22 protein-coding genes are annotated in these 26,725 nt (G+C 69.1%); 6 read left to right on the forward strand and 16 right to left on the reverse strand.

Translation table 11 applies throughout. The annotated features are described in order from the left end of the window. Nucleotides 1-221: 221 nt before the first annotated feature. The 5 genes from M2317_RS15950 to M2317_RS15970 all read right to left on the reverse strand — a co-directional run bounded on the left by M2317_RS15950 (nt 222) and on the right by M2317_RS15970 (nt 8,952). Nucleotides 222-2,984 carry a glycosyl hydrolase 53 family protein gene (locus tag M2317_RS15950; RefSeq protein WP_429461821.1) on the reverse strand — a complete coding sequence of 921 codons (2,763 nt, stop codon included), beginning with the start codon at nt 2,982-2,984 and terminating at the stop codon, nt 222-224. 31 nt (nt 2,985-3,015) lie between these two features. Further along, the gene (locus M2317_RS15955) at nt 3,016-3,921 is read right to left on the reverse strand and encodes a sugar ABC transporter permease (RefSeq protein ID WP_429461971.1); all 906 of its coding nucleotides are present in this window, start codon (nt 3,919-3,921) and stop codon (nt 3,016-3,018) included. A 5-nt stretch (nt 3,922-3,926) separates the two neighbouring features. After that, entirely contained in the window at nt 3,927-5,543 is a 1,617-nt protein-coding gene (locus tag M2317_RS15960) for an ABC transporter permease subunit (protein ID WP_429461823.1), read from the reverse strand. Nucleotides 5,544-5,611: 68 nt separating this feature from the next. Next, nucleotides 5,612-6,838 (reverse strand): sugar ABC transporter substrate-binding protein, encoded by a 1,227-nt coding sequence (locus M2317_RS15965; protein WP_429461825.1) that lies wholly within the window; start codon nt 6,836-6,838, stop codon nt 5,612-5,614. Nucleotides 6,839-6,942: 104 nt separating this feature from the next. Next, entirely contained in the window at nt 6,943-8,952 is a 2,010-nt protein-coding gene (locus tag M2317_RS15970; RefSeq protein WP_429461826.1) for a beta-galactosidase, read from the reverse strand. 193 nt (nt 8,953-9,145) lie between these two features. On the opposite strand from M2317_RS15970, the gene M2317_RS15975 reads away from it, so the two are divergent. After that, on the forward strand, nt 9,146-10,153 hold the full coding sequence (locus tag M2317_RS15975; RefSeq protein WP_429461828.1) for a LacI family DNA-binding transcriptional regulator: 1,008 nt from the start codon (nt 9,146-9,148) through the stop codon (nt 10,151-10,153). A 15-nt stretch (nt 10,154-10,168) separates the two neighbouring features. Here the strand turns inward: M2317_RS15975 and M2317_RS15980 are convergent, their stop codons facing one another. Both M2317_RS15980 and M2317_RS15985 read right to left on the reverse strand, forming a co-directional pair. After that, the gene (locus tag M2317_RS15980) at nt 10,169-11,224 is read right to left on the reverse strand and encodes a DUF998 domain-containing protein (protein WP_429461830.1); all 1,056 of its coding nucleotides are present in this window, start codon (nt 11,222-11,224) and stop codon (nt 10,169-10,171) included. Nucleotides 11,225-11,252: 28 nt separating this feature from the next. After that, on the reverse strand, nt 11,253-12,236 hold the full coding sequence (locus tag M2317_RS15985; protein ID WP_429461832.1) for a helix-turn-helix transcriptional regulator: 984 nt from the start codon (nt 12,234-12,236) through the stop codon (nt 11,253-11,255). 63 nt (nt 12,237-12,299) lie between these two features. Between M2317_RS15985 and M2317_RS15990 the strand changes: the two genes are divergently transcribed. Continuing rightward, a complete protein-coding gene (locus M2317_RS15990) occupies nt 12,300-13,433 on the forward strand; it encodes an epoxide hydrolase family protein (protein WP_429461834.1) in 1,134 nt (377 codons plus the stop codon). A 179-nt stretch (nt 13,434-13,612) separates the two neighbouring features. On the opposite strand, the gene M2317_RS15995 is transcribed toward M2317_RS15990, so the two are convergent. The 5 genes from M2317_RS15995 to M2317_RS16015 are packed head-to-tail and all read right to left on the reverse strand — an operon-like array spanning nt 13,613 to nt 18,491. Continuing rightward, nucleotides 13,613-14,563, reverse strand: coding sequence for a siderophore-interacting protein (locus tag M2317_RS15995; protein ID WP_429461835.1), 951 nt, complete (start codon nt 14,561-14,563; stop codon nt 13,613-13,615). Next, the gene (locus M2317_RS16000; protein ID WP_429461837.1) at nt 14,553-15,353 is read right to left on the reverse strand and encodes an ABC transporter ATP-binding protein; all 801 of its coding nucleotides are present in this window, start codon (nt 15,351-15,353) and stop codon (nt 14,553-14,555) included. The genes M2317_RS15995 and M2317_RS16000 overlap by 11 nt, the downstream gene beginning before the upstream one ends. Beyond that, nucleotides 15,350-16,414 carry a FecCD family ABC transporter permease gene (locus M2317_RS16005; RefSeq protein WP_429461972.1) on the reverse strand — a complete coding sequence of 355 codons (1,065 nt, stop codon included), beginning with the start codon at nt 16,412-16,414 and terminating at the stop codon, nt 15,350-15,352. The genes M2317_RS16000 and M2317_RS16005 overlap by 4 nt, the downstream gene beginning before the upstream one ends. A gap of 5 nt (nt 16,415-16,419) precedes the next feature. Continuing rightward, nucleotides 16,420-17,466, reverse strand: a complete 1,047-nt coding sequence (locus M2317_RS16010; protein WP_429461839.1) for a FecCD family ABC transporter permease — start codon at nt 17,464-17,466, stop codon at nt 16,420-16,422. Next, nucleotides 17,463-18,491 (reverse strand): iron-siderophore ABC transporter substrate-binding protein, encoded by a 1,029-nt coding sequence (locus M2317_RS16015; protein WP_429461841.1) that lies wholly within the window; start codon nt 18,489-18,491, stop codon nt 17,463-17,465. Before M2317_RS16015 ends, M2317_RS16010 begins: the two co-directional genes overlap by 4 nt. Nucleotides 18,492-18,679: 188 nt before the next feature. On the opposite strand from M2317_RS16015, the gene M2317_RS16020 reads away from it, so the two are divergent. Further along, nucleotides 18,680-19,717: an FUSC family protein gene (locus M2317_RS16020; protein WP_429461843.1), complete on the forward strand. Its 1,038-nt coding sequence runs from the start codon at nt 18,680-18,682 to the stop codon at nt 19,715-19,717. 4 nt (nt 19,718-19,721) lie between these two features. Here M2317_RS16020 and M2317_RS16025 read toward each other — a convergent pair whose 3' ends face one another. After that, nucleotides 19,722-20,738 (reverse strand): diguanylate cyclase, encoded by a 1,017-nt coding sequence (locus tag M2317_RS16025; RefSeq protein WP_429461845.1) that lies wholly within the window; start codon nt 20,736-20,738, stop codon nt 19,722-19,724. Between the two features lie 81 nt (nt 20,739-20,819). Between M2317_RS16025 and M2317_RS16030 the strand changes: the two genes are divergently transcribed. Further along, on the forward strand, nt 20,820-21,551 hold the full coding sequence (locus M2317_RS16030; RefSeq protein WP_429461846.1) for an EAL domain-containing protein: 732 nt from the start codon (nt 20,820-20,822) through the stop codon (nt 21,549-21,551). Here M2317_RS16030 and M2317_RS16035 read toward each other — a convergent pair. Then, complete coding sequence (locus tag M2317_RS16035; RefSeq protein WP_429461848.1) at nt 21,513-21,737, reverse strand: hypothetical protein; 225 nt, start codon at nt 21,735-21,737, stop codon at nt 21,513-21,515. The two genes, M2317_RS16030 and M2317_RS16035, sit on opposite strands and share 39 nt — an antisense overlap. Next, nucleotides 21,734-23,164, reverse strand: a complete 1,431-nt coding sequence (locus tag M2317_RS16040; protein ID WP_429461850.1) for a glycosyltransferase family 2 protein — start codon at nt 23,162-23,164, stop codon at nt 21,734-21,736. Before M2317_RS16040 ends, M2317_RS16035 begins: the two co-directional genes overlap by 4 nt. An 89-nt stretch (nt 23,165-23,253) precedes the next feature. Here M2317_RS16040 and M2317_RS16045 point away from each other — a divergent pair, with 89 nt between their 5' ends. Beyond that, nucleotides 23,254-23,916, forward strand: a complete 663-nt coding sequence (locus tag M2317_RS16045; protein ID WP_429461852.1) for a DNA alkylation repair protein — start codon at nt 23,254-23,256, stop codon at nt 23,914-23,916. 9 nt (nt 23,917-23,925) lie between these two features. Here M2317_RS16045 and M2317_RS16050 read toward each other — a convergent pair whose 3' ends face one another. Continuing rightward, the gene (locus tag M2317_RS16050) at nt 23,926-24,105 is read right to left on the reverse strand and encodes a hypothetical protein (protein ID WP_429461854.1); all 180 of its coding nucleotides are present in this window, start codon (nt 24,103-24,105) and stop codon (nt 23,926-23,928) included. Nucleotides 24,106-24,202: 97 nt separating this feature from the next. On the opposite strand from M2317_RS16050, the gene M2317_RS16055 reads away from it, so the two are divergent. Beyond that, nucleotides 24,203-26,719: a DEAD/DEAH box helicase gene (locus M2317_RS16055; protein ID WP_429461856.1), complete on the forward strand. Its 2,517-nt coding sequence runs from the start codon at nt 24,203-24,205 to the stop codon at nt 26,717-26,719. Nucleotides 26,720-26,725 lie beyond the last annotated feature (6 nt).

Below are 26,725 nucleotides of genomic sequence, written 5' to 3' on the forward strand. Positions count from 1 at the left end.
GGCGAGCCTCCGGCATCCGGATCGTGGATCGGATGCCGGGGCCACGGCCGGCGAGCCGGGCGTCACGGCGTCCAGGTCGCGAATTCTGCCGCTTCGGCCGCGTCAGAACGACAGATTTTGCGACCCGAATGTGCGGTTCGCGGGCGGAACAGCAGAAAGTGCGACCTGGGACGCGGGAACCGCCGACAGCCGTTCGCACCGGATGCCGGGGGCGACGCCCGTCAGCCCCGGACGCGCACCGTGAGCGGCTTGCTCTCGGTGACACCGGCTGCGTTCACGAACTCGACCACGTACGTGTGCGTGCCGACCGCGCGGTCGCCGATGCTCATCTCGACGTGCTGCGCTCCCGGCGTCTTCGCGACCAGGTCGCCCGCCGTCAGCAGTTCGCCGTCCTCGTAGAGGCGGTATCCGGTCGCGTTGGTGCCCCACCACAGGTCCGCGGTCACCGTGTAGTTCCCGTCGCCGTCATGATTGTCCGCTGCGAGCGCCGGGACACCCGGAGCGGCATCCTTCACCGTCACGGTCACGGGCTTCACGACCGTCGATCCCTGCGAATTGACCAGCTCGCCGGTGTATTCGTAGGTGCCGTTCGCCTTTCCGCTCACCGCGACGGTCGCGGTCTGGGCCGCGGTCCCGCCGTACGCGAGCGGGACGGTCGCGACGAGCTCGCCGTTCTCGAACACTCGCAGCTTGGTCGCGTTCTCGCCCCACCACAGGTTCATCGTGACGGTGAAGTCGCCGTCGCGCAGGCCGGTGTCGTGACCGTTATCGTGCGAGAGCACCCCGCGCGCCGGCGCGCCGGTCGCTGCGTCGCGGATCACGAGCGCGTCGAGGGCATCGTTCACGGCCTTCAGCGCACCGGTCACGGCGTCCGCGGTCGGCGACGCGGCGCTCAGCACGATGTCCGCGCGGGCGATCGCGCCGGCGAGGCCGGCCGTGGAGGACTCGACGTAGTCGGCCGGGTCGACGGATGCCGCGGCATCCCGTTGCGTCTTCAGCCGCGTCGTGTCGGCACCGGGCTCCGGCATCCGCACGAGCTCGAGGTCGTCCAGGGTGCCCCACGCCCCGGCGGGCAGGTCGGCGGTGACCCGCACGGTCGCCGTCCCGCCCTCGGCCACCTGCACGGCGGTCGTCGTCGGGGTCGACCACGCACGCCACCCGTCGAGGCCGAACGCGACGGGTTCCGGCGCGACCTCGGTCGAGGACAGCGCGAGCACGACCCGCCCCGCTTCGCCTTCGCCGTCGCCCTGCAGAGCGGCCCGCGCGACGTAGGCGCCCTCGGCGAGTCCCGTCACGCTCTGGCTCAGCTCGAACGTGTACGCGGCATCCGCATAGAAGTGAGCCGAATGCGTGCCGGAGTGCGGGTCATCCCAGGACCACAGAGTCAGCCCGGTGCCTGCCGTCGTCCACGCACTGGTGTCAGCATCCTCGAATCCCGGGTTCACCAGGAAGTTGCGCGGCGAGATCGTGATCGTAGCGGATGCGGTGAGTCCGGCGCTCGTCGTACCGGTGACCGCGTACTCGCCGACGCCCTCGATGTACCGCACCGCGTCGGACCAGATCACCGACTGCGCCTCGGATGTGCCGTCGGTGTAGCGCACCTCGACCTCGTCCGGCAGCGCCACGGCGTCGCCCTCGGTCAGCTGCAGGGCGACCGGTCGCACCGCCTCGACCTCGCGCGGAGCGACCGCGCCGGTGCGCACGTAGGAGAAGATTTTCAACGCATCGGAAGCGGTGCCGTCGAACGCGAACAGCGCCTGGTTGTCCCACGCGGAACCGCCGTACCACTGGCCGGCGTCGTGCGGGTCGTACTCGCCCGCGAAGCTCGACGCCCAGCCGGATCCGTCGCGCTCCCACAGAGCCTGGTTGGCCTCCAGCTCGTCCGACGTGCCGACCGGCAGCCAGGCCGGCTCCCAGTAGAAGACGCCGATACCGGCATCCCCCACGTCGGCGACCGCCTGCACGACGTCGCGCACCGCGTTCGCCTGACCCTGCATGCTGAGCGGATACTGCGTCGCCTCGGAAGCCAGATCGATCACGTTGCCGTGGCCGTCTCCGTCCTCCAGCGTGTACGCCCACGAGGTCTCGGCGACCATCACCTTCTTGCCGTAGGCCTGCGCCACCTGCGAGAGCACGCTGGTGAGATTCTCCGGGGTGCCGTGCCAGAACGGATAGTACGACGATGCGAACACGTCGTAGTCGACGTTGCGGCTGTCCAACTGCGCTGCGACGTTCGCGTAGAAGCCGGCCCGCTCGGGGTTGGTGAAGTGCAGCGCGACGAGGGCATCGGGCGCCTCCGCCCGCACCGCGGCGGATCCTGCGGAGAACACCTGCGCCATGCCGTCCCATCCGGTGATGCCCGCGACGCCGTTGTTCGTCTCATTGCCGATCTGCACCATCCGCACATCGACCCCGGCGGCCACGAACTCGCGCATCGCATCGCGCGTGAACACGCCGACCTGCTCGGCCGTCTGCGCGGCATCCATCCCCGCCCAGGCCTTCGGCGCCTGCTGCTTGGCGGGGTCGGCCCAGAAGTCGGAGTACTGCAGGTCGACGAGCACGCCGAGCCCGGCATCCGTCGCCCGCTCGCCGATCTCGACCGCACGGTCGACGTCGACGTTGCCGCCGCCGTAGCCGTTGCCGTCGGCATCGAACGGGTCGTTCCAGACGCGCACGCGCACGTCGGTGACTCCGGAGTCGGCGAGGATCTCGAACAGGTCGCCCGGTTCACCCGCCTCGTCGCGGAAGACGACGCCTGATGCCTCCAGCGACAGCACCGACGACACGTCGACCCCGCCGATGAAGTCGTCGGAGAGGTTCTCGACGCGGGGCACGGTGATCTCGGCATCCACCGGAGCGGATGCCGCGGCGACGGCGGTTTCGACCGGAGCCGCCGCGGCGGCCGGCGCCGAGCCGCCGAAGACGGCGAGCGCGGCGACGGCGGCGATGACCGCGGGGAGCAGGGGGCGTGTGCGACGGTGCATGACGGCCTTTCGGGTGGGAGTGTGCGGGCGTTCAGCCCTTGACGGCGCCCTGGGTGAGGCCGCCGACGATGTACTTCTGCAGCGAGAAGAACAGCGCGAGCACGGGGATGGCGGCCACCACGACACCGGCGGCGAACAGTCCCCAGCGCGAGGTGAGCTGGTTCGAGACCCACTGGTACATGCCGACCGCGAGGGTCCAGTTGTCCTCGCTGGTGAGGATGATCTTCGACAGGATGAAGTCGCCGAATGCCGCGAGGAAGGCCAGCAGTCCCACCACGGCGAGGATCGGCACGACGAGCGGCATGATCAGACGCCAGAAGATCTGCGCGTGCGTGGCACCGTCGATCTTCGCCGACTCGTCGATCTCCACGGGGATCGTGTTGAAGAAGCCGTACATGAGGAACGTGTTCGCCCCGAGCGCTCCGCCGAGATAGACGCAGATCAGGGCGATCTTCGAGTTGATCCCGAGCGCGGGCACGACCTCGCCGAGGGTCAGCAGCATGAGGAAGATCGCGATGAACGCGAGCGCCTGCGGGAACATCTGCAGCACCAGCAGCGTGGTCAGGCTCGCCCGCCGGCCGGTGAAGCGGAACCGCGAGAACGCGTATGCGCCTGCCGCCCCCATCAGCACCGAGCCGATCGCGGTCACGACGCCGATGAGCAGCGTGTTGCCGAACCACACCCAGTACCTTGACTGCCCGAGCTCGACGTAGTTCGTGACGTCGAATGCCGAGAACAGGGCACTGGATGCCGCGAGCGACCCGTTCGGATTCAGCGACGACGACAGCACGTACACGAGCGGGAACGCGGCGAAGAAGAGAATGCCGACGGCCAGGATGTACTTCCAGCCGACCTCGCTCCACCAGCGGCGTCGGCGGGCTCCGGCTCGGGATGCCGCGGCATCCGCGGATCCGGTGACGACGACCTTGGTCTGCATGGACATCACTGGTACTCCTCGAGCTTGCGGGTCTGGCGGAAACTCAGCGCCGAGATCACACCGACCACGATGAAGGCGATGATGGAGAGCGCACTCGCGAGGCCGTAGTCGCTGGCGCCGCCCGAGACACCGGAGACGTCGTAGATGGCGGACACCAGGATGTCGGTCGAGCCGAGCGCGTACGGCGCCCCGGCGATCGCCGGCCCGCCGTTGTTGAACGTGTAGATGACCGTGAAGTTGTTGAACGCCACCGCGAACGAGGCGATCAGCAGCGGAGCGGTCGACACCAGCAGCAGTGGCAGCACGATCGAACGGAACCGCTGCATCTTGTTCGCACCGTCGATCTCGGCCGCCTCGAGCGTGTCGCCCGGAAGGGACTGCAGCGCGCCCGTGCACACCAGGAACCAGTACGGATAACTCAGCCAGACGTTGACGAAGATCACCGCTGCCCTGGTCAGCCACGGGTCGCCCAGCCAGTTGATCTGCTGCCCGAAGAAGAACAGATCGTTGATCACGCCGAACTCGGCGTTGAACATGCCGCGGAACAGCAGCGCTGCCATGAACGCCGGGAAGGCGTACGGCAGGATGAACAGCGCCCGCAGCACGCGGCGCCCTCGCACTCGCGGATCGTTGTAGACGATCGCGAGGCCGAGCCCGACGGCGAAGCTCAGCACGACCGACAGGATCGCGAACGCGAACGTCCACACCGTGACGCTGCCGAGCGTCGAGGCCAGCAGCGGATCGGTGAACAGCCGCAGGAAGTTCTCGAACCCGACGTTCACGTACCAGCCGGTCGGCAGCGCGGTGCCGTCCTCGGCGACGAAGGACCCGCGGTCGTCCGCGCTGTACACCGTCCCGGTGGTCGTATCGGTGATCGTCTCGGCCTCGGCATCCCACACCAGGGTGGACTCGTAGATCGCACCGGACGAGCCGTCACGCGTGCGGACCGAGCCGTCGTTCGGGTCGTCCGAGACCGGCACGCGCAGTTCGGCGATCTGCGCCTGCAGCTCGGTGTCGCTGAGCACCGTGGCACGCGGGACGACGGTCCAGCCTGGGACCTCGTCGGGTGCGCCGCCGGTTCCGACGGAGGCTCCGGATGCTTCGGCGAGCGGCTCGAGAGCCGAGCCGACCTGCACGTCGCCGTCCTCGTCGACGATCGCGAAGCCCATCTCGCCCGTGCGCTCGACGACGGACAGCGGATAGGTGGGTGATCCCTCGACGCGGCGCTCGCCCTGGATGAGGGCCGCCTCGACCGCCTGCTCCTGGGAGCCGATGTGGCCGGAACCGTAGTTCGTGAAGGCGATGTAGGCGGTGTATCCGAAGATGAACACCTGGAAGACGAGGAGGAAGACGAGACCGGGGAGCAGGTACTTCAGAGGCAGCGCCTTCTTGGTGAAGTACACCCAGTCGGCGATCGCGACGAGCACGACGATCGCGCCGAGGACGATCCAGGATTCCACGCGCCAGGCGGCGATCGCGGTCATGATCCCGAAGGCGTTGATCAGCGCCATCAGGGCGAGCTTGACCAGGAAGCCCCAGCCGAGCCCGCGGAATCCGCGGGCGTGCGATTCGCGCTGTTCCGACGCGGGCGTCTCCTGCGTCGACGTTGCCGGTGACGGCATCCTGTCCTCCTGTCTGCGGGGTGCGGGACGCGGGCCGGGAGACGAAGGGCCTCCCGGCCCGCGACGGATCAACCGGCGGTCGCGGCCTCGACGTCGGCGACCATCGTGTTCCAGGTCGACACCGGGTCGGCGCCGTTGATGATCTGCACCTGCGCGGCGTTCCACAGGTCCCAGACCGAGCCCATCTCGGGGATCGACGGCATCGGGACGCCGTTCTTCGACGATGCCACGAACCCGGCGATGATCGGGTCGGAGGAGACCTCCTCGGCCAGCGCGGTCCACGCGGGGATGCGCGGGTCGGCCTCGTAGAGGGCGCGCTGCGCATCCTCCGTGCCGAGGTAGTTCACCAGGAACTCCTGCGCGAGCAGCGCGTTCTCGCTCTGGCTGGACAGGTAGAAGCCCTGAACACCCACGAACGGGGCGGCCGTCTCGCCACCGGCGGACGGGATCGGGTTCACGACGACGTTGACGTCCGGGTAGGCGCTGATGGCCCACGGCCCCTGGATCGTGTACGGCGCCTTGCCGGAGTTGAACAGCTCGTTGTTGATGTCGTAGTCGACGGTCGTCGAGAGGTAGCCAGTGCCGTTCGCGCCGTTCGCTCCCAGCCAGGTCGCGAAGGCCTCGCCGTTCGCGCCGCCCATGCCGACCTCGCTCGTGTACGAACCCGTCTCGTCCTGGACGAACACGGGAGCACCGAAGGACGTCTGGAACGGGTACATCGTGTAGCCGTCACCCGTCTCGCCCTCGGTGTTGATGACGAACGGACGCTCGGCGCCGGACTCGATGCCCTTCTGGATCATCTCGTCCCAGGTCGCCGGGGCCGCGTCGCCGACGAGGTCGACGTTCTGCACGAGCGCGATCGACTCGAGCGAGTACGGCAGCGCGTACAGCTGCCCGTCGTACGTCATGGCCTCGATCGAGACCGGCTCGAATTCGGATGCCGTGTCGCCGAGGTCGATCGTGTCCACGACGCCGGCGGCCACGAGCGCGCCCAGCCAGTCGTGCGCGCCGACGGTGATGTCGGGGCCCTCGCCGGTGGGCACCTGGGCGATGAAGTCGTCTCGGAGGTCCTCGAAGTTCTTCTGGACGAGCGTGACGGTCGCGCCGGTCTCCTCCTCGAACGCTTCAGCGGCGGCGGTGATCGCCTCTTCGCGCTCGGCGTCGGTCCAGATGACCAGTTCGGCGCCCTCGCCCGTCGGTTCTTCGGACTCCGGCGTGCTCGATCCGCAACCGGTCAGACCCAGGACGACGGCGGCGGTCAGCGCGAATGCGCCGACTGCGATGTGCTTGCGCATGCGGTGTTCCTCTCTGTTGTGGCCGCCGACGCGCTTCGCTGAGCGAGTCGCATCGTCACGACCGGGGTATGTGCGACGGGCGGGAGCCCGTCGGTGTGGAGTTGTCAGTCGGTGGTGGTGCGGATCACGGCGACGCCGCCGGCGGGCACCGTGGCGGTGCCGTCGACAGCGGATCCCGTGACCAGGTCGATGCCGGTGGCGGCGAACGAGGCGTCGTCTTCGTTGTGGTTGACGGCGATGAGGTAGGTCGCGTCGTCCTTGCGGCGTGCGATCACCTCGAGGCCTTCGCGGTGGGATGCCGCGGCGACCCCGGCATCCGCATACACCGAGCTCAGCAGGGTGCGCATGCCGGCGGCATCCAGTCGGGTGCTCACGTACCAGCCGAAGCCGTCGCCGTGCGCGTGGCGCGTGACGGCCGGGCCGTCCTGGCCTGGCCCGTCCGCAAGGCGGGCGACGACCTCCGCACCTTCGAGGCGGATGTCCTCCTGCCAGATGTCGACACGGACCGCGTCGTGGCCGGGCCAGACGACGTCGTGGCTCGCGCCTTCGCGCAGCGGCAGGAACTCCTCGACCGACAGGCCGAGCGCCTCGCGCAGCCCGGGGGCGAAACCGCCGGGGTGCACCGCGTCGTTCTCATCGACGACGCCCGAGAAGAACGAAACGAGAAGCGTCCCGCCGCCGGACACGTAGCGCGCCAGGTTCTCGGCATCCGCAGCGCTCAGCATGTACTGGGCCGGAGCGACGACGAGCTTGTAGCCGGACAGATCGTGACCGGGGAGGGCGAAGTCGACCGTGATGCCGTCACGCCAGAGCTGCTCGTAGAAGTGCCGGACCTGGGCCGCGTGCGTGACGTCCTCGGAAGGGCGCCACTCGAGATCCTGCGCCCAGAACGACTCGAAGTCCCAGAGCACGGCGACATCGGCCTGCACGACAGAGCCCTGGACCTCTTCGATCCGCTGCAGCGTCGCGCCGAGATCGACGACCTCGCGGAAGACGCGCGAGTCGGTGCCGGCGTGCGGGAGCATCGCGGAGTGGAACTTCTCGGCGCCGGATCGGCCGGCGCGCCATTGGAAGAACAGGATGCCGTCGGCACCGCGCCCGACGTGGGTGAGCGAGTTGCGCTTCATCTCGCCCGGGCGCTTGGCGATGTTGCGCGGCTGCCAGTTCACGGCGGAGGTGGAGTGCTCCATGAGGATCCACGGCTTGTTGCCGCCGACCGAGCGGGTGAGATCGGCGGCGATCGCGAGCCCGATGTGCCCGTCCTCGTCGGCGGCCCACAGGTAGTGGTCGTCCGAGACGATGTCGACTTCCTGCGCCCAGGCCCACAGGTCCGTCGTCCAGCTCTGGTTCGCCATGAAGTTCGTGGTGATCGGCTGGTCGGCGTGCGCGCGGATCGCATCGCGCTCGAGGATGAAGCACGCGCGCAGCTGGTGGTCCGTGAAGCGGGCGAAGTCCAGGCGCTGGGCCGGGTTCACGACGCTGGGGGCGATGGCGGGGGCGCCGATGTGCTCCCAGTCGGTGTAGTGCTGGCTCCAGAAGGCGGTGCCCCACGCGGCGTTGAGCGCGTGGAGGCTGCCGTACTTCTCCTGCAGCCAGAGCCGGAAGGCGGCGACGGATGCCGGAGAGTAGTCCTCCCCGACGGGAACGCCGTACTCGTTGTGGACGTGCCAGAGCACGACGGCCGGGTGCTTCGCGTAGCGCGCCGCGAGCGTGTCGGCGTAGCGGACGATCGCCTCGCGGTAGGCGGGCGACGCGTGCGATGCCATGCCGCGCGAACCGAAGCCCATGACGCGGCCCTCGCGGTCGATGACGCGCGCCTCGGGGTGGTTCGCGAAGAACCAGGCGGGCGGGGATGCCGTGGGTGTGCCCAGGTCGACCTTGATGCCGTTGTCGTGCAGCAGGTCGAGCAGCTCGTCGAGCCATTCGAAGTCGAAGACGCCTTCGGCCACCTCGATGAGCGCCCAGGAGAAGATGCCGACACTGACGAGATTCACCTCGGCCTCGCGCATGAGGACGACGTCCTCGCGCCAGGTCTCACGGGACCACTGCTCGGGGTTGTAGTCGCCGCCGTAGGCGATTCCCTCGAGGGCGGGCCAGGCGTGGGGGGAGGTCATCGGCACTCCATCGGGTCGGTGCAGGTGGTGCAAGTGGAACTGGGACCGGTCTCAGCCTGTCGCATACCTGAACGACTGGGACCGGTCTCAGTTCTACCCGATGGGCACGCCGGGACACAACCGCCGTTACCGAACTGAGACCGGTCCCAGTGTCGGCTACGCGGAAGCGCCGGAAGTGGGTAGAGTCGCTCCGATGAGTGATCTGACGGCGAAGCGGAAGCCGACGATCCGCGACGTGGCGGTGCAGGCCGGGGTTTCCCGCAGTACGGTCTCGCGCGTGATCAACGGCGGGCACTGGGTGTCCCCCGATGCGCGTGTCGCCGTTGAAGAGGCGATCGTCGCCACCGGTTACACCGCGAACCACCACGCGCGCAGTCTCGCGACGGGCCGCGCCGGTTCGATGGCATTCCTGCTCACCGAGCCGCAGCAGCTGCTTTTCGACGACCCGACCTTCGCCCTGCTGCTGCGCGGTGCCGCCGAGGCGCTGGCCCAGCGTTCGATGACACTCGTGCTGCTCGTGGCGGGATCCGCCGCCGAACGCGAAAGCGTCGCGCACTTCATCAGCGCCGGTCACGTGGACGGGGTCATGCTGATCTCGTCCCACGAATCGGAGCCGCTGCTGGAGGAGCTCATCGACACCGGCATCCCGACGGTGTGCTGCGGCGCGCCGCTCGGGCACGAGGGCGAGCTGTCGACCGTCTCGGTCGACGAGGTGGGCTCGGCGCGGATCATGGCCGCGCACCTGCGCGCGCAGGGTCACAAGCGGATCGGCATGATCGCCGGGCCCGACGACACCCCAGGCGGGCGCTATCGGCTCGTCGGCTTCCGCGAAGAGCTCGGTTCGTCGTTCGACGAATCGCTCGTCGAGACCGGCGACTATTCGTTCGAGTCGGGTCAGGTCGCGATGAGCCGGCTGCTCGAGCGCGGAGTGGATGCCGTGTTCGCCGCGAGCGACCGGATGGCGGCCGGCGCGGCGGCGGCGGTGCGGAAGGCCGGACTGCGCGTACCGGAGGATGTGGCGATCGCCGGGTTCGACGACTCCGGCCTCGCGGCGACGCACGAGCCGCCGCTGACGACCATGCGCCAGCCGTGGGATCAGATCAGCGCGCAGATGGTGGGTGTCCTGCTGGACGTCATCGCCGGCGCCGAGCCGCGGTCGGTCATCCTGGACACCGAGCTCGTGGTGCGCGCGAGCGCCTGATCGGTTCGCCGCGGTTCAGCGATTGCGGAGCGTCGGACGCGCCGACGGACGCGATTGCTCTGGCGACAGCACGGCGAGGATGCGCACGAGCGTCGTCATCCAGAGCAGGCCGAGCCCGACCGCGATCACCTCGAGCACCGTGAGCGAGTAAAGACGGAACGGATCGCACAGAACGAACGCGATGACCAGCGAGGCGCCGACCACGACCGTCGTGAACACCAGCGGCTTGGGCGGCCCTGGCATCACGATGGTCGTCACGACGGCGGCCGCGATGAACAACGCCAGCGTCGCGAACGCCGCGATGTTGTGCGCGACGACGATGCGGTGGATCGGGAAGATCCCGACGCAGGCCAGCGCGATACCGGCTCCAGCCCACAGCGCCACGACCCAGAGGATCTGCCGGAACGCTCGGTCGCCGCGGATGCGGTGCAGGTCGCGCCCGATGTACGCGCCGACGGTCGCGACGAGGAGGCCGGCGACGACGAGCGTCCCGTTGAACGCCCAGGATCCGGCGCCGATGCCGAGCTGGGAGAAGTTCAGCGACCACCAGTCCGGGTCGGCCGCCGTCAGCATCGCGAACAGCGTGCCGATCACGAGATAGCTGAACAGCAGACCTGCCAGATCGCCGGTCTCCAGCCCGACCCCGGCCGCGAAGGCGAGGCGCCCGCCGACGGCTGCGGCGACACCGGTCAGCAGGCCGCCGCCGATGGCCGGGAGCTCGAGGCCCTGAAGACCGACCCCCAGGATCTCGCCTGCCAGCAGCACGCCCAGCGCTGTGACGCCGGCGAACGCGATCGTCAGCGCGACGGCCGAGACATCGGACACGATCGCCTGCCAGCGCGGCATCGGCTTGGTCTCGCCGCGACGATGCAGGAACGTGCTGAGGACGAATGATGCCGCGGCGACCAGGCCCGCGATGACGGCCGCGGGGATGCCGACGGAACCGTCCCCCGCGATCGGCCGCGGATTCCCCCACAGCACGATCGTGCCGACGACGGTTCCGACGAGGAAGCTGATGGCGGTGGCCCAGATCGCGCGGGTCTCCTGCAGCATCCGCTTCCCTTCGTCCATGCCTCCATCGAACCATGGCCCGCCGACGTCACCGGCCGCGGGGAGAGTCCGCATCGGCGACGCCGCCCGCCGCCCGCGCGAACCTCGCCGCAAGGCGGTCGAACGCGGCGGCGAGCTCGGCGCCCTCGATGATCTCGACGTCGACGTCGAGCTGCGCGATCCACAGCGCGAGCCGGTCTGGATCATCCGCGCCCAACTCGGCGCGGCACGTGACATCGTCGACTGCCTCGATCTCGACGGGGATGGGAACGACCTTCGCCGCGAACTCCGCCGCTGACGCGTGCACGAGCAGTCGGGCGCGATATCGCCACGCCGCCCTGCTCACGCGCGCGACGACGAACCGGACGACGTCGTCCTCCGCGATCACGCGCGCTCGGAACGTCACGCCGGTCGGCGCGCGCGGCACCATGCGATCGACCCGGAAGACCCGCCAGTCGTCGCGATCGAGGTCCCACGCGAGCAGATACCAGAACGGACCCCAGCTCACGAGCCGCTGGGGTTCGGTGTGGCGCGACTCCTCGGCACCGCCGGGCTTGGTGTATCCGAACCGCAGCCGTTCATGACCGCGGATCGCCGTGGCCACCGCGCCGAGAGCCGACAGGTCGAGGGGAGGTTCGATGCCGGGCACCGCGCTCGTCGCCTCGCGAACCGCTGCGACCCGAGGCCGCAGGCGCGAAGGCAGCACCTGCTCGAGCTTCGCGAGCGCGGTGAGCGCGGTCTCCTCGATTCCGCTGCGCCCGGTGGCGAGCGAACCCAGCCCGACCGCGACGGCGACCGCCTCCTCGTCATCGAGCAGCAGCGGTGGCATCGCCGATCCAGCCGCCAATCGGTAGCCGCCCGCGACGCCAGGACGCGCATCGACCGGATACCCGAGCGACCGCAGCTTTCCGACGTCGGCGCGCACGGTCCTCGTGCTCACCGAGAGCCGCTCGGCGAGCTCGACGCTCGTCCAGTCGCGCCGGACCTGCAGCAGCGACAGCAGCTCCAGCAGCCGTGCCGAGGTCTCCAACATGCATCCGATCATTCCACCGATTGCGGAAGCGAACCTGCCGCAATCCCAGCGAGTGTTGATGCCATGACCGACACCACCGCCCTCACCCCCTTCCGCATCGACATCCGACAGGCCGATCTCGACGATCTGCGCACTCGGCTGGCTCACACGCGCTGGCCACTCCCCCTGCCCGGTCGTGATGACCGAGAGGACTTCAGCCGCGGCATCCCGCAGGCCTACCTGACCGAACTCGCCGAGTACTGGCGCGACGGATTCGACTGGCGCGCGCAGGAGGCGCGGCTCAACGCGCACGAGCAGTTCACGACCGTCATCGACGGCCAGACCTTCCATGTCGTGCAGGTGCGCTCCGCGAATCCGGCGGCCACGCCGCTGCTCCTTGCCCACGGGTGGCCCGGCTCGTTCGTCGAGTATCAGCGCCTGATCCCGCGGCTGACCGACGACTTCCACCTCGTCATCCCGGCGCCGGCGGGCTTCGGCTTCTCCACTCCACTGTCGGGCACGGGCTGGGAGCTCGCGCGGACGACGGATGCGTATGCCGAGATCATGACGCGCCTCGGCTACGAGCGCTTCGCCGTCCACGGCAGCGACATCGGTTCGGGCATCGCCGGCCGCCTGGCCGGGGTCCACCCCGAGCGCGTGATCGGCACGCACGTCGCCATCGACCGCGCCGTGCTCGGACTCGTCGGCACGGTCTTCCCGGCGCCGGACGGGCTCTCCGACGACGAGACCGAGCAGCTCGCCGCAGTGCAGGCCTCGAGCGCCGAGGAGCGCGGATACCTCGAGATGCACAACCACCGCCCGGACACGATCAGCCCGGCGCTGACCGATTCACCGGTCGCGCTGCTCGCGTGGATCGCCGAGAAGTTCAAGACCAGGACGGATGCCGGGCACCGGCCGCCCTCCGTCGATCGCGACCAGCTGCTGACCGGCATCAGCCTCTACTGGTTCACCCGCAGCGGCGCATCCAGCGCGCAGTTCTACTACGAGGGCGAGCACGCGGAGCTCGACTTCGTCATGGCTCAGGTGCCGTCGGCGTGGGCGGCGTTCGACACGCATCCGCTGCTGCGGCGGACGATGGACCCGTGGGGCGCGGTCACTCGATGGAGCGATTTCACCGAGGGCGGTCACTTCCCCGCGATGGAGGAGCCGGCGCTGCTGGCGGACGATATCCGCGCATTCTTCCGCTCGCTCGCCTGACGGCCCCTCCTTCCCTTCTCCCCAGCCGTCGGCGAAGCCGGCGCTGTCTCCCTCGCGCGCAGCGGAGGGCGGAGGGGTGCTGGCTTCGCGAGCGTCGGGAGGGCCCCAGCGGAGCTGGGAGGGACCCTCGGCGAGCGAAGCCAGCACCCCGCAGCCCGCAGCGTCTCCCCCGCAGAACCTCAGCCGCGCATCGCGACGCCGCGGCGCCAGTACCCCATGAACGCGACCTGCGATCGATCGATCCCGAGGTCCTTCACGAGGTGGCGCCGCAGCGTCGTGACGACGCCGCTCTCCCCGGCGATCCAGAAGTAGCGCTCGGCGGAAGCGCCGGTGTTCTCGAAGTCCTCCCCGAGCCCCGAGTACACCGGCGTCTCCCACACGAGATCCTCGCCATCGATGTCGGTGACGACGATCTCCTCCGCCGAGGCATCCCCCAGGTAGTCCAGCACCGTCGGGATCAACCGCAGGCCGTGGTTCGCGCCCCCGCGCGGCAGCCAGTGCACCTCCACCCCCGCCGGTGCGTCGACCGGGAGGACGTCCTCGGCATCCGGAACCTCGATGAACGCGTGACCGCGGAGATCCCGCGGGGCGTCCTCGAGGATGCGGGCGATCGCCGGCGCGGCCGTCTCGTCCCCCGCGAGCAGCACCGAAGACGCGCCCCCCGGTGCGTATTCGATGCCGCCGCGGTCCTCACGGCCGCGCCGCGGTCCGATGAGGAAGAGCTCTTTGCCGACCGCGGCCGAGCTCGCCCACAGGGATGCCGGGCCGGTGAGCCCCGGCGCCAGGTGCAGCACGAAGTCGATGACGACCTCGGTCTCCCCGGCATCCGACACCCGCAGCTCCCTGATCGAGTAGGTGCGCATCGATCCGCGCTCGTCCTCCGGGACGGCCAGGTACGACCCCCACCAGTCGTCCGTCTCGCGATCGATCGGAGGGAGGATGCCGGAGGCCGGCGGGAAAATCAGCTTGATGCGCGCGTCGTAGACGTCGCCGGGGGTGCCGAAGTCGGCGATCTCCTCACCGCCGAACGTGATCCGCACGAAGTTCGGCGACACCCGTTCGACCGAGCGCACCTCGGCGCGTCCGAGGACGTACGACGACTTGGCCTTGGTGGTGGTCTCAGCGGACATGGTGCCTCCCGATTGGTGTGACCATCGGCTTGCCTGAAACCGGGTCGGTGGTGATCTGATTGGCCATGCCGAACACGGACTCGACGAGGTCGCTGGTGACGACCTCGGTCGGGGTTCCGGTGGCATGCACGCGTCCGCTCTTCATCGCGACGAGTTCGTCGGAATAGCGGGCGGCGAGATTGAGGTCGTGCAGCACCATGACGATCGTGGTGCCGCGCGAGACGCTGAGGTCGGTGAGCAGGTCCAGCACCTCGACCTGGTGGGCGACGTCGAGGAACGTGGTCGGCTCGTCCAGCAGCAGGATGTCGGTCTCCTGCGCGAGCGCCATGGCGATCCAGACGCGCTGGCGCTGGCCGCCGGACAGCTCGTCGACGCTGCGGTCGGCGAGTTCGGCCGTCCCGGTGGCGGCGAGCGCATCGGCGACGGCCTCGTAGTCGCGCGCGCTCCAGCGCGACAGCACCTTCTGGTGCGGATGCCTTCCGCGACCGACGAGGTCGGCGACCGCGATCCCCTCCGGCGCGACCGGCGACTGCGGCAGCAGCCCGAGGATGCGCGCGACCTCCTTGGTCGGACGGGAGTGCACAGAGGTGCCGTCCAGCACGACCTGACCGGCGCTCGGCGACAGCAGGCGCGCGAGCGAGCGCAGCAGCGTCGACTTTCCGCATCCGTTGGCGCCGACGATCGTCGTGATCTTCCCCGGAGCGATCGCCAGGTCCAGCCCGTCGATGATGGTGCGGTCGCCGTAGGCGAGAGTGACGCCTTCTGCGCTCAGCTGGTGGGTCGCGGTCACAGCGAGGCCCCCTGTCGGTTCGTGCGGATGAGCAGGTAGATGAGATACGGAGCCCCGAGGATGCCGGTGATCACCCCGACCGGATAGCGACCGGGCAGCAGGAACTGCCCGATCAGGTCGCCGCCCAGCACGAGCAGAGAACCGATCAGCGCGGAGGGCAGCAGGAGGTTCGCGCCCGGCCCGGTGATGCGGGACGCGATGGGTCCTGCCATGAACGCGACGAACGCGATGGGCCCGGTGGCCGCGGTGGCGAACGCGAGCAGCGCGACGGCGCCGACGATGAACAGCATCCGCGTGCCGGTCACCCGCACGCCGAGGCCCGCGGCCGAATCGTCGCCGAGCCGCAGCATCCCGAGCGAACGCGCCTGTGAGAACATCAGCGGCAGGATGACGAGGCTCGCGAGCGCGAGGGGCGTCACGCGCTCCCACGAGGCGTTGTTCAGGCTGCCGGTCATCCACTGCATGGCCGTCTGGATGTCCCATTGCGCGGCACGCGACAGCAGGTAAGAGATCACGCTCTGCAGCATCGCGGCGACACCGATGCCGATGAGGATCAGCCGGGTGCCGGCGAAGCCGCCCTTGTTCGAGAGCAGATAGATCGCGAGCGCCGTGATGAGCGCGCCGGCGAGCGCCAGTGCGGAGACGACGGGGCCGTCCAGCGAGAGCACGATGATGCCGATGACCGCCGCGACGCTCGCACCTTCCGTGATGCCGATGATGTCCGGCGAAGCCAGCGGGTTGCGCAGCAGCGTCTGGAACGAGACGCCGGCGATGCCGAACGCGACTCCGGCGAGGATCGCCAGCGCCGTCCGAGGCAGTCGCAGCTCGCCGACGGTGAACGACGCGCCGGGGACGGTCTCGCCGAGCATGACGCGGACGATCTCGTTCGGCGTGTAGAACGTGTCGCCGAACATGAGGGCGACGGCGGCCAGGACGAACACCGCGACGGCCAGCGCGATCACCGCCACCGCGTGGCGTCGGTGGCGTGCGCGGCGCCCGGCAATGACGGCGGCGACGTCGCGGCGCCCTTCGACGGGCTCAGGCCGCAGGTCGGTGTCCATGACGCTCACAGTTCGCGCACCTTCTGCCTGCGGACGATCCAGATGAAGAACGGGGCGCCGACGAGCGCGGTGATGATGCCGACCTGGATCTCCTCGCCCGACGGGGCGATCACGCGGCCGATGATGTCGCTCGTGAGCAGGAGCACGGAACCGGCGAGCGCCGAGAAGGGCAGCAGCCAGCGATGGTCGGTGCCGAGCAGCATCCGGCAGAAGTGCGGCACGACGAGGCCGACGAAGCCGATGGGACCGGCAACGGCCGTCGCGGCGCCCGCGAGGACCACGGCGCCGATCGCCGAGAGGAGCCGGGTGCGGAACACGTGCTCGCCGAGCCCCTTGGCCATGTCGTCGCCGAGGGCGAGCGAGTTCATGCCGCTGGCGGAGGCGAAGCAGATGATCGCGCCGATGGCCAGCACAGGGACCGTGAGCGCGATGCGCGACCACTCCGCGCCGCCGACGCCGCCGACCTGCCAGGACTGGAACGACTGCAGCAGATCGACGCGGGGCAGCATGATGGCGCTGATCAGCGAGGCGAACGCCGCCGATGTCGCAGCTCCTGCGAGCGCAAGTTTGAGGGGGGTCGCACCGCCCCGGCCGAGGGAGCCGACCGTGTAGACGAACGTCGCGGCGACGGCCGCACCGAGGATCGCCACGAACAGGGTGCCCGTCGCGTCGGCCATGCCGAGGAACGCGATGCCGATGACGACCGCGAGCGATGCACCGGTCGTGACACCCAGGATGCCGGGGTCGGCGATGGGATTGCGGGTGACGGCCTGCATGGTCGCGCCAGACAGGGCGAGAGCCGCGCCGACGAGGATGGCCAGCACGGTACGCGGCATCCGCTTGATGACCGCCGCCTGGGCGATCGTGTCGTCGTGCCCGGCGAGGGCGGCAGCGATGTCGTCGATCGTCACGGCCTTGACCCCGAATGAGAGCGACAGGATGGAGAGCACGACGATCGCACCGAGCCCGGCGAGCAGCCAGAGCACGCGCACCACCACCGGGCGCCGCAGATCGACGGCGCCCGGTGGTGCGGTGACGGCTGCTGAGGTCACTCGGAGACGAGCGGTGCCTCGAGGATCGCGAAGTACTCTTCGATCCCCCACGGGATGGACAGCGGCGACGGGTTGGCCGATGCCGCGAGCGGCGTCGCGTCGCCGAGGACGGCGATGTCGCCGGCGGCGATCGCCGGGATCTTCGACAGCAGCGGGTCGGCCTGCAGCACCGGGATGATCGACTCATCACCGTACGAGACGAAGACGTCGACGTCGGCGAGCGCCTGGGCGTTCTCCGCGCTCGTGGTCAGGTAGAACTCCGTGCTGTCGGCGGTCTCCTCGACGATGGCCGGCAGCGGCAGCCCGTTGTCACGCAGGAAACCGGGGCGCGTGTCGGCCGCGGTGTAGTAGCCGATCTGACTGAAGTCGCTCGGGTCGATGTACGCGAACAGCAGCTTCGCGTCCTTGAGCGCGGGGTGCGCCTCGAGCGCGGCATCCGTCTGCGCCTGCAGGTCGGCGTTGAGCGCCTCGCCCTCGTCGGCAAGACCGAGCGCCGTCGAGTTCATCGTGACCATGTCCTCGACCGAGGTGCTCCAGGGGATGCCCGGCGGCGCCACGACCGGCGCGATCTTGGAGAGCGTGTCGTACTCCTCCTGCGTGAGGCCCGAGTACGACGCCAGGATGACGTCCGGCTTCGTGTCCGCGACGGCCTCGTAGTCGATGCCGTCGGTCTCGTCGAAGAGCACCGGGGTCTCGGCATCCAGCTCCTCGAGCTTGTCCTCGACCCACGGCAGGATGCCGTCGCCGTCGTCATCGCCCCACGTGGCCTTGCTCATGCCGACCGGGACGATACCGAGGGCGAGTGGGACCTCGTGGTTGGCCCACGCGACGGTCGCGACGCGCTCGGGCTTCTCCGCGATCGTGGTCTCGCCGTACACGTGCTCGATCGTGACGGGGAAGACGCCGTCGGATGCGGCGGCGTCTGCGCCCGCGTCGGTGCTGGTGGGGGCGGATGACGAGCAGGCAGCGAGGCCGACGGCCAGCACTGCAGCGGCGCCGAGGCCGAGAAGTCGAGAGGTGCGCACGGGAATCCCTTTCGGGTCGGGGTTCGGGGTCGTGTTCTGTAAGGCTCTGACGAGCGGATGCTTTGGTAAGCCTGCCCTAATTTATCAGAGAGTTAGGGTCGCCTCACTTCGAGACGTGCTCATGTGACGCGACGTTGCGCCGGGACAGCCCACGCCGGGCGCCGCGCTCGCGGACTACCGTGGGACTCATGCGGATGACGGCGGCAGTGCGCAGCGCGAAGCGCGGACCCCTGCTGCAGGTCGTGAAATCAGCGGTCGCGACGATCGCCGCATGGCTCATCGCGGGCTGGCTGATTCCCGGCCCGCTCCCGGTGTTCGCGGCCATCGCGGCCCTGCTGGTCGTGCAGCCGAGTGTGAACCAGTCGCTGGCCAAGGCGCTCGAACGCAGCATCGGCGTGATCGCGGGCGTCCTGATCGCCGTCGGGCTGAGCCTGCTGCTCGGTCCGCAGAGCTGGGTCGTGCTGCTGGCGATCGTCGTGGCGATGCTCGTCGCCTGGTCGTTCCGCGCGACGCCTGGGACGGGGAATCAGGTCGCCATCTCGGCGATGCTCGTGCTGGCGCTCGGGTCGGACAGCCCGGAGTACGCAGTGGATCGGATCGTCGAGACGCTCATCGGCGTCGCGATCGGCATGATCGTCAATGTGGCGCTCGTGCCGCCCGTGCTGGTCGCTCCCGCGCGGCGCGATATCGGGCTGCTCGGTGCAGAGGTCGCGGCGAGCCTCGACCGGCTCGCCGACGCCCTGCCCGCCGCGCGGACGCCGGCGCAGTTGCAGGAGCTCATGCTCCAGGCGCGCCTGCTGCGGCCCATGCAGGTGTCGGCCGAAACAACCATCGCAGCCGGCGAGGAGTCGCTGACGCTCAACCCGCGGCGGTCATCGCACCGCGACGAGCTGCGCGAGATGCGCGAGCTGCTGACCCGGCTCTCCCCCATCGTGACGCAGGTGATCGGGATGACCAGGGCCTACTTCGACCACTACGACGATTCGCTCGGCGACGAACCGACCGTGCACGCGATCGCCGAGCAGCTGCGTCGTGCCGGCCACGATGTGCGCCTGGCCGTGCAGATCGCCGACGTCGCGCCGGAGCCGGAGGCCCTGACCTCGGCGATCCCGGCGTTGACGGCACCGCTGGAGGTGGCGCCCCCGGCATCCGCGCACTGGATCCTGATCGGATCGCTGCTCGAGGATCTCCGCCGCATCCGCGGGGAGCTCGTCGGGGAGGAGTGACCGTTCAGCGGCGCTTGTCGTCGTACATCGCGGCGTCGGCGCGGTGCAGTGCCGCCTCGACGGGCTCATCCGGTTCGACGAGGATCACACCCCACGACCAGGGATGGGTTGCGTATGACCGCAGGCGGCGCATGACCGCGGCAGCCTCGTCGGCATCCGTCTCTGGAAGCACCATAGCGAATTCGTCCCCGCCCAGCCGACCGACGATGTCGGTGCTGCGCGACAGCGACATCCACTGCGCCGTCAGCACCCTGAGCACGTCATCGCCCGCCGCGTGGCCGGCTTCGTCGTTCACCTCTTTGAACTTGTCGAGATCGAGCACCGCGATCGCCACCGGTCGCGTGTGCCGAGCGGCACGACGGAACTCCATCTGCGCCTTCGCGAGGAACCCGCGCCGGTTGAGGACACCCGTCAGTTCGTCGGTGTTCGATTCGAGGCGGATGCGGTGGCGGACGTAGAGCCCGGCTTCCAGGCACAGCCAGGTGAAGCATGCCGCGCCGATGAGGTTCGCGGGTCCGATCGGTCCCGCAGCGCCGCCGATCTCACCGGTGAAGGGCCCGGACACGGCAGCCGTGCCGACGGCGAGGAGGATCGCGAGCTCGCCGATCCTGGCGATGCGGGCTCCGTAGAACCACGAGAAGTACATCGCCATGATCGGCAGTTCCTGCAGCGCCGCGATCGCGTTCTGGCGCTCGTCGGAGAAGCCGAGATAGTAGACGGACACGATCGCGTGCAGCCCGACCAGCGCGAATCCGAGCCAGTGCGGCAGTTCGACCCCGCCGAAGACGACGATCCCGGTGACGCTCAGTCCTGCGACCAGGATGCCGATGGACAAGCCGACCTCGAACACGGTGAGGTCCGTCTCGAAGAGCTCGAGCGCGCCGAGCAGCGAGAACAGCAGCGTCAACCCCGCCGTGACGACCGAGTAGATGGATGTGCGTTCACGGGCCTGCCTCAGCCAGCCCGTCCGCAGCCAGCGGAGCTCCTCAGCGTCCGAGGCCTTGATGCCCTGTACGACCATGATGGCGTCCTCTCACAGGACCCTCCCCAGAGCCCCTCCCCTCCTCTAGAGTACGGGTTTTCCGCAGGGCTACACTGAACCGTGACCAGACCGCTGTCCCCCCAGGACGATCCGACCGCGCAGATCGTCTTCCAGCCCATCGTGGATCTCGCATCCTGGTCGGTCGTCGGCTTCGAGGCGCTGGCCCGATTCCGGGACGGCACCGCGCCTCTCGTGCGGCTGGCCGATGCCGAAGCCGCCGGACGGCGCGAGTGGCTGGAACTGCATCTCATCGAGCTCGCGGTCAAGGAAGCCGCGCCGCTGCCTGCCGGGCTGTTCATCACGTTGAACGCCTCGGGGACGACGATGCTGCACGCACAGCTCCCGCCCCTGCTCGCCGCTTCCGACCGCCCGTGGGGGATGGAGTTGTTCGAGGGCGAGACGCCCGCGGATCTCACGGTGATCCGAGAGCTCATCACGCGGCTCGGCGGCCAGCTGCTCGTCGATGATGCCGGCGCAGCCCAAGCGGACGAAGCCCGGATCGCCACGCTGCGCCCCGACGTCGTGAAGATCGACCGCGCTCTGTTCTGGGAATTGCGCTCCGATCCGGGCGCCCGCGAACGGCTCCGCCCGCTCGTCGCCGCGGCGCGAGACGCACAGGCCAGCCTGCTCGTGGAAGGCGTGTCCGAGCCCGATCACGTCGATCTCGCCCGTGAGATCGGAGCGGATCTCGCCCAGGGCTTCCACCTCGGCAAGCCGGTGCCGGCAGCCGAGATGGCCGAAGCGCTGCGCGCCCTACGCCGGAGCATCGGGGTGGATGCTGCGGGTCTCTGACCTCCTGCTCGCACCGCCTCTGCTGCGGCGCCGCACCTTCGGCAGCACCTTGATGACGCCGAGGACGACGTAGATCACGGTGTTGATCGCGACGAACGTCGCGAAGACGCTGAACCAGTCGCTGTACAGCACGGACTCGGGCAGCAGGAATCCGGTGCGCACGACATCCGTCGCCAGCACGATCATGCGGTCGCCCCCTTCCCCGAGCCGTGTTCGACGTGCTTCCACGTCGCGCTGCGACCGAATGCGATCTCGAACACGCCCCTGAGGAAGGCGAGATTGAGGAAGCAGTCGTAGACGAGTTCGGGGAACACCAGAGCCGCGACGATCCGGGCGCGCCATCCGCCCCGCCACACCGTGATGACCCGCTCGGCGGCGAACAGCACCCCGATCCCGAGCCAGAACGGGAACCACACCCAGGTGTCCATCGACACGATCATCAGCAGGATGAGGACGAAGTAGGAGAACAGCGCGAGCACGCCGTATCCGATGCCGATCTGCTGAGCCCAGTAGCGCAGAGTCTGAGGCGTGACGCCGTACGCCCCGAGGTTCTCGAGCGCTCCGCGCTGCCAGCGCAGGCGCTGAGCCCACAGCATCCGCCAGGAGGGCATGAGCTCGGTGACGACGCTGCACTCCCGCGGCGAGATCGTCAGTCCGCCCAGCGACTTGATCGCGATCGTCAGCTCGTTGTCCTCCGTGAGCGCGAAGGTGTCGTAGACGTCGCCTGCCCGGCCGGGCAACTGCGTGCCGCGCGCCTCGGCGATGGCCCGCAGTGCGGACGCACGGAACACCGAGGCGGTACCGGTGAGCACGAACACGCGACCGTCCCGGCGCTGGATCTCGCGCTGATACCGGAAGTACTCGTTGCGCTGGAACTGCCCGAGCAGACCGTGGCCCTCTTCACCCTCGAAGAGCCCTCCGACCGACATGAGCGCACGGTCGTCCGTGAAGCGGCGAACGGCCTCGGTGAGGAAGCCGGCACCGATCTGGCTGTCCGCGTCCATCACCATGACCGTGTCGTTGTCGCCGAGCACCGGCAGCAGATCGGCGAGCGCCTGGTTGAGCGCGCCGCCCTTCTTGTGCGTGTTGCCGACCGTCTCGAAGACGTCGGCGCCGTGCTCACGCGCGACGCGGACCGTGCCATCCGTGCAGTTGTCGGCGACGACGACCACCCGCGTCGGCGGCGTGGTCTGCTGCTGAAGGGAGCGCAGCGTCTCGGGGAGCGAGGCCTCCTCGTTGTGCGCCGGGATGAGGACCGTGACCGTGACCTCACCGGCGAACACGCCGCGAGTCCGGTCCATGACCGCGCGGGGTGCGAGCGTCAGCTTGGTCACCTCGGCTCCGGCGCGACGGTACCGACTGGCCACGACGCGCTCACTGACCACGACGAACAGCACCAGCAGCAGCGCGATGCCGAGGGCCGTCGCGAGCACGGCGAGGTTCGGCAGCTCGGTGCTGTACATCACCTGCCACACCCCCGCGAGCGTGAGGTGCGCCGGGTCCCACAGCGTCGGCGGGTCGGTCACCGCGATCCCCCACCACAGCAGCCCTGCGGCGAGCAGAACGATGACGATCACGGCGAGCCCGACGGTTCGCTGGAAGATCCTGTTCACAAGCGCCCCCTCCGGCGTCTGTCCCCTGCCTCACACCTTGCCATACGTGCGCGCCGGGCGTGCCCTGGACGGCGACGTACCCTGGAAGCATGACCCGACTGGATCAGGCGCTGGCGGATCTCGCCGCCCTCGAAGACCCGAAGATGCGCGCGGCGAACGAGAAGCGCGGCGACGATCACGGGATCAACCTGTCGCAGATGCGCGCGCTCGCGAAGCAGATCAAGACCGATCACGACCTCGCGGTTCAGCTCTGGGCGACGGGTGAAACGGCGCCGCGTCTGCTGTCAATGCTCATCTGCCGGGTTAAGGACTTCTCGGCCGACCAGCTGGATGCCATGGTCCGCGAGACCGAGGTCCCGAAGGTCAACGACTGGTTCGTGAACTACCTCGCGAAGAAGTCGCCGCACGCGGAAGAGCTCCGGCTGCGCTGGTTCGCGGATGCCGATCCGACGGTGGCGGCGGCTGCCTGGTCGCTCACGAGCGTGCGGGTCGCGAAGGACCCCGAGGGCCTGGATCTGTCGGCTCTGCTGGATCTGATCGAGCGCGACATGAAGGATGCGCCGTCACGACTGCAATGGGCGATGAACGAGACGCTCGCGCAGATCGGAATCTTCCACCCCGACCTGCGCGACCGCGCGCTGGCGATCGGCGATCGTCTGCAGGTGCTGGCCGACTATCCGACGGCGCCGGGGTGCACGTCGCCGTTCGCGCCGATCTGGATCACCGAGATCGTTCGGCGTCGCGAGGGCTGAGCGCCGCGGTCACGCCGAGGTCGCGCCGGATTCGGGGTCGGGAGCCGTCTGCGCGCCGTCCCATCCGAGCCCGCGGGTGCCCTGTTGACCGATGAGGGTCTGCAGGTCGGCGTGGATGGCGTCCAGACGATCGCAGATGGCTTGCCCGTCGGTGGTAGCGGCTGGGGTGAAAGTGTCGTTGGTGGTCATGAGGCGACTCTTCGCCTGGTCCGGCCCGACGCACAGACCGTTGAAACGCGGGCGGGGCCGTGGTAGCGACCGCTGAGTAGGGGATGATCGAAGGACCATGACTTCCTCTCCACGGCTCGACCCCGCCGTCCTCCCGGACGGGTCCGATCCGGATGCCGTGTACCTGGCGTTCGTCGAATGGGCGGAGTCCACCGGCATCCGCCTCTATCCGGCGCAGGACGAGTCCGTGATCGAGATCGTGTCGGGCAACAACCTGATCCTTTCGACACCGACCGGCACCGGGAAGTCGCTCGTCGCCATCGCCGCGCACTTCGCCGCGCTCGTCGACGGTCGGCGCAGCTATTACACGGCTCCGATCAAGGCGCTCGTCAGCGAGAAGTTCTTCTCCCTCGTCGACGTCTTCGGTCCCGAGAACGTCGGCATGGTCACCGGCGACTCCGCTGTGAACGCGGACGCGCCCATCATCTGCTGCACCGCGGAGATCCTCGCGAACCTCTCGCTGCGTCAGGGGACAGTTGCCGAGGTCGGTCAGGTCGTGATGGACGAGTTCCACTTCTACGGCGACCCCGATCGCGGCTGGGCGTGGCAGGTGCCGCTGCTCGAGCTGCCGCAGGCGCAGTTCATCCTGATGTCGGCGACGCTCGGCGACGTCACCTCGCTCGCGGAGGACCTCACCCGTCGCACCTCACGCGAGACCGCGACCGTCACGGGCGTCGAGCGCCCCGTGCCGCTGCACTACTACTACGAGACGACGCCGATCCACGAGACCGTCGAAGAGCTGCTGTCGACCGGTCAGGCTCCGATCTACGTCGTGCACTTCTCGCAGGCGGCCGCCATGGAGCGGGCGCAGGCGCTGTCGAGCACGAAGCTCGCGACCCGCGAGCAGCGCGACGAGATCGCCGAGCTCATCGGCGAGTTCCGGTTCACGACCTCGTTCGGAAAGACCCTGTCCCGGTTCCTCCGCGCGGGCATCGGCGTGCATCACGCCGGGATGTTGCCGAAATACCGTCGCCTGGTCGAGCAACTCGCCCAGCGGGGGCTCCTGCGGGTCATCTGCGGAACCGACACGCTCGGCGTCGGCATCAACGTCCCGATCCGCACGGTGCTGCTCACGGCGCTCACGAAGTTCGACGGCACGCGCATGCGTCAACTCAATGCCCGCGAGTTCCACCAGATCGCCGGGCGAGCGGGACGCGCGGGCTTCGACACGGCCGGCACGGTCGTCGCGCAGGCTCCCGAGCACGAGTCCGAGAACGTCGCGGCCGTCAAGAAGGCCGGCGACGACCCGAAGAAGAAGCGCAAGATCGTCCGCAAGAAGGCACCGGACGGCTTCGTTTCCTGGGGCGAGCCGTCGTTCCTCAAGCTCGTCGCCGCCGAGCCCGAGACTCTGACCTCGCACATGCAGATCACCAGCGCCATGATGCTCAACGTCATCGGCCGCGGTGGAGACGTGTTCGCGAACATGCGCTCGCTCATCTTCGACAACCATGAGCCGCGCGCCAAGCAGCGCGTGCTGGCGATCCGAGCGCTCGGGATCTACCGGACGCTGCGGGAGTCCGGCATCGTCGAGGACGACTCGGACGGCATCCGCCTGACCGTGGACCTCCAGCCGAACTTCGCGCTCAATCAGCCGCTGTCCCCGTTCGCCCTCGCCGCGTTCGAGCTACTCGACACCGAATCGGCGACGTTCGCCCTCGACATGGTCTCGATCGTCGAGTCCACGCTGGACGACCCCCGTGCGATCCTCAGCCAGCAGGAGTTCCTCGCTCGCGGCGAGGCCGTCGCGAGCATGAAGGCCGAGGGCATCGAATACGACGAGCGCATGGAGCTGCTCGAGCAGATCACCTACCCGAAGCCGCTCGAAGAGCTGCTGGATGCCGCGTTCGAGACGTTCAGCGCGGCCCAACCGTGGATCCGCGACTTCGAACTGCGGCCGAAGTCCGTCGTCCGGGACATGTACGAGCGGGCCATGTCGTTCGGGGAATACGTCGCCCAGTACAAGATCGCCCGCTCCGAGGGCGTCGTCCTGAGGTATCTGTCCGACGCGTATCGCGCGGCATCCCAGACGATCCCCGAGGACCTCAAGACCGAGGATCTGCGCGATCTCATCGAGTGGCTCGGCGAACTCGTGCGGCAGGTCGACTCGAGCCTGCTCGACGAATGGGAGGAGCTGCGCGCGGGTACAGACAACGGCATCATCGACCTGCATCGCCCCGATGACGAGCCGATCGTCCCGCCGGCGCCCAAGCGGCTGACCTCGAATGTGCGCGCCTTCCGGATCCTGGTGCGCAACGAGATGTTCCGTCGGGTCCAGTTGGCAGCCCGCGAGGATGTGGATGCTCTCGCCGAACTCGATCCCGACTTCGGCGCCGCCGCGTGGAATGCCGCCCTCGACGGCTATTTCGCCGAGCACGATGAGATCCTCACCGGCGGCGACGCCCGCAGCTCGAAGCTGCTGCTCATCTCCGAGGGACGCGCCGAGTGGGCCGTCCGTCAGATCCTCGACGACCCCGCCGGCGATCACGACTGGGGCATCGCCGCGACGATCGACCTCGCCGCCTCGGATGAGGCAGGCGAGGCCGTCGTCCGGGTGACGGCGGTCGACCGGCTGTAGTCCGGC

Source organism: Microbacterium sp. ZKA21 (assembly GCF_050434165.1).
Taxonomy (GTDB): domain Bacteria; phylum Actinomycetota; class Actinomycetes; order Actinomycetales; family Microbacteriaceae; genus Microbacterium.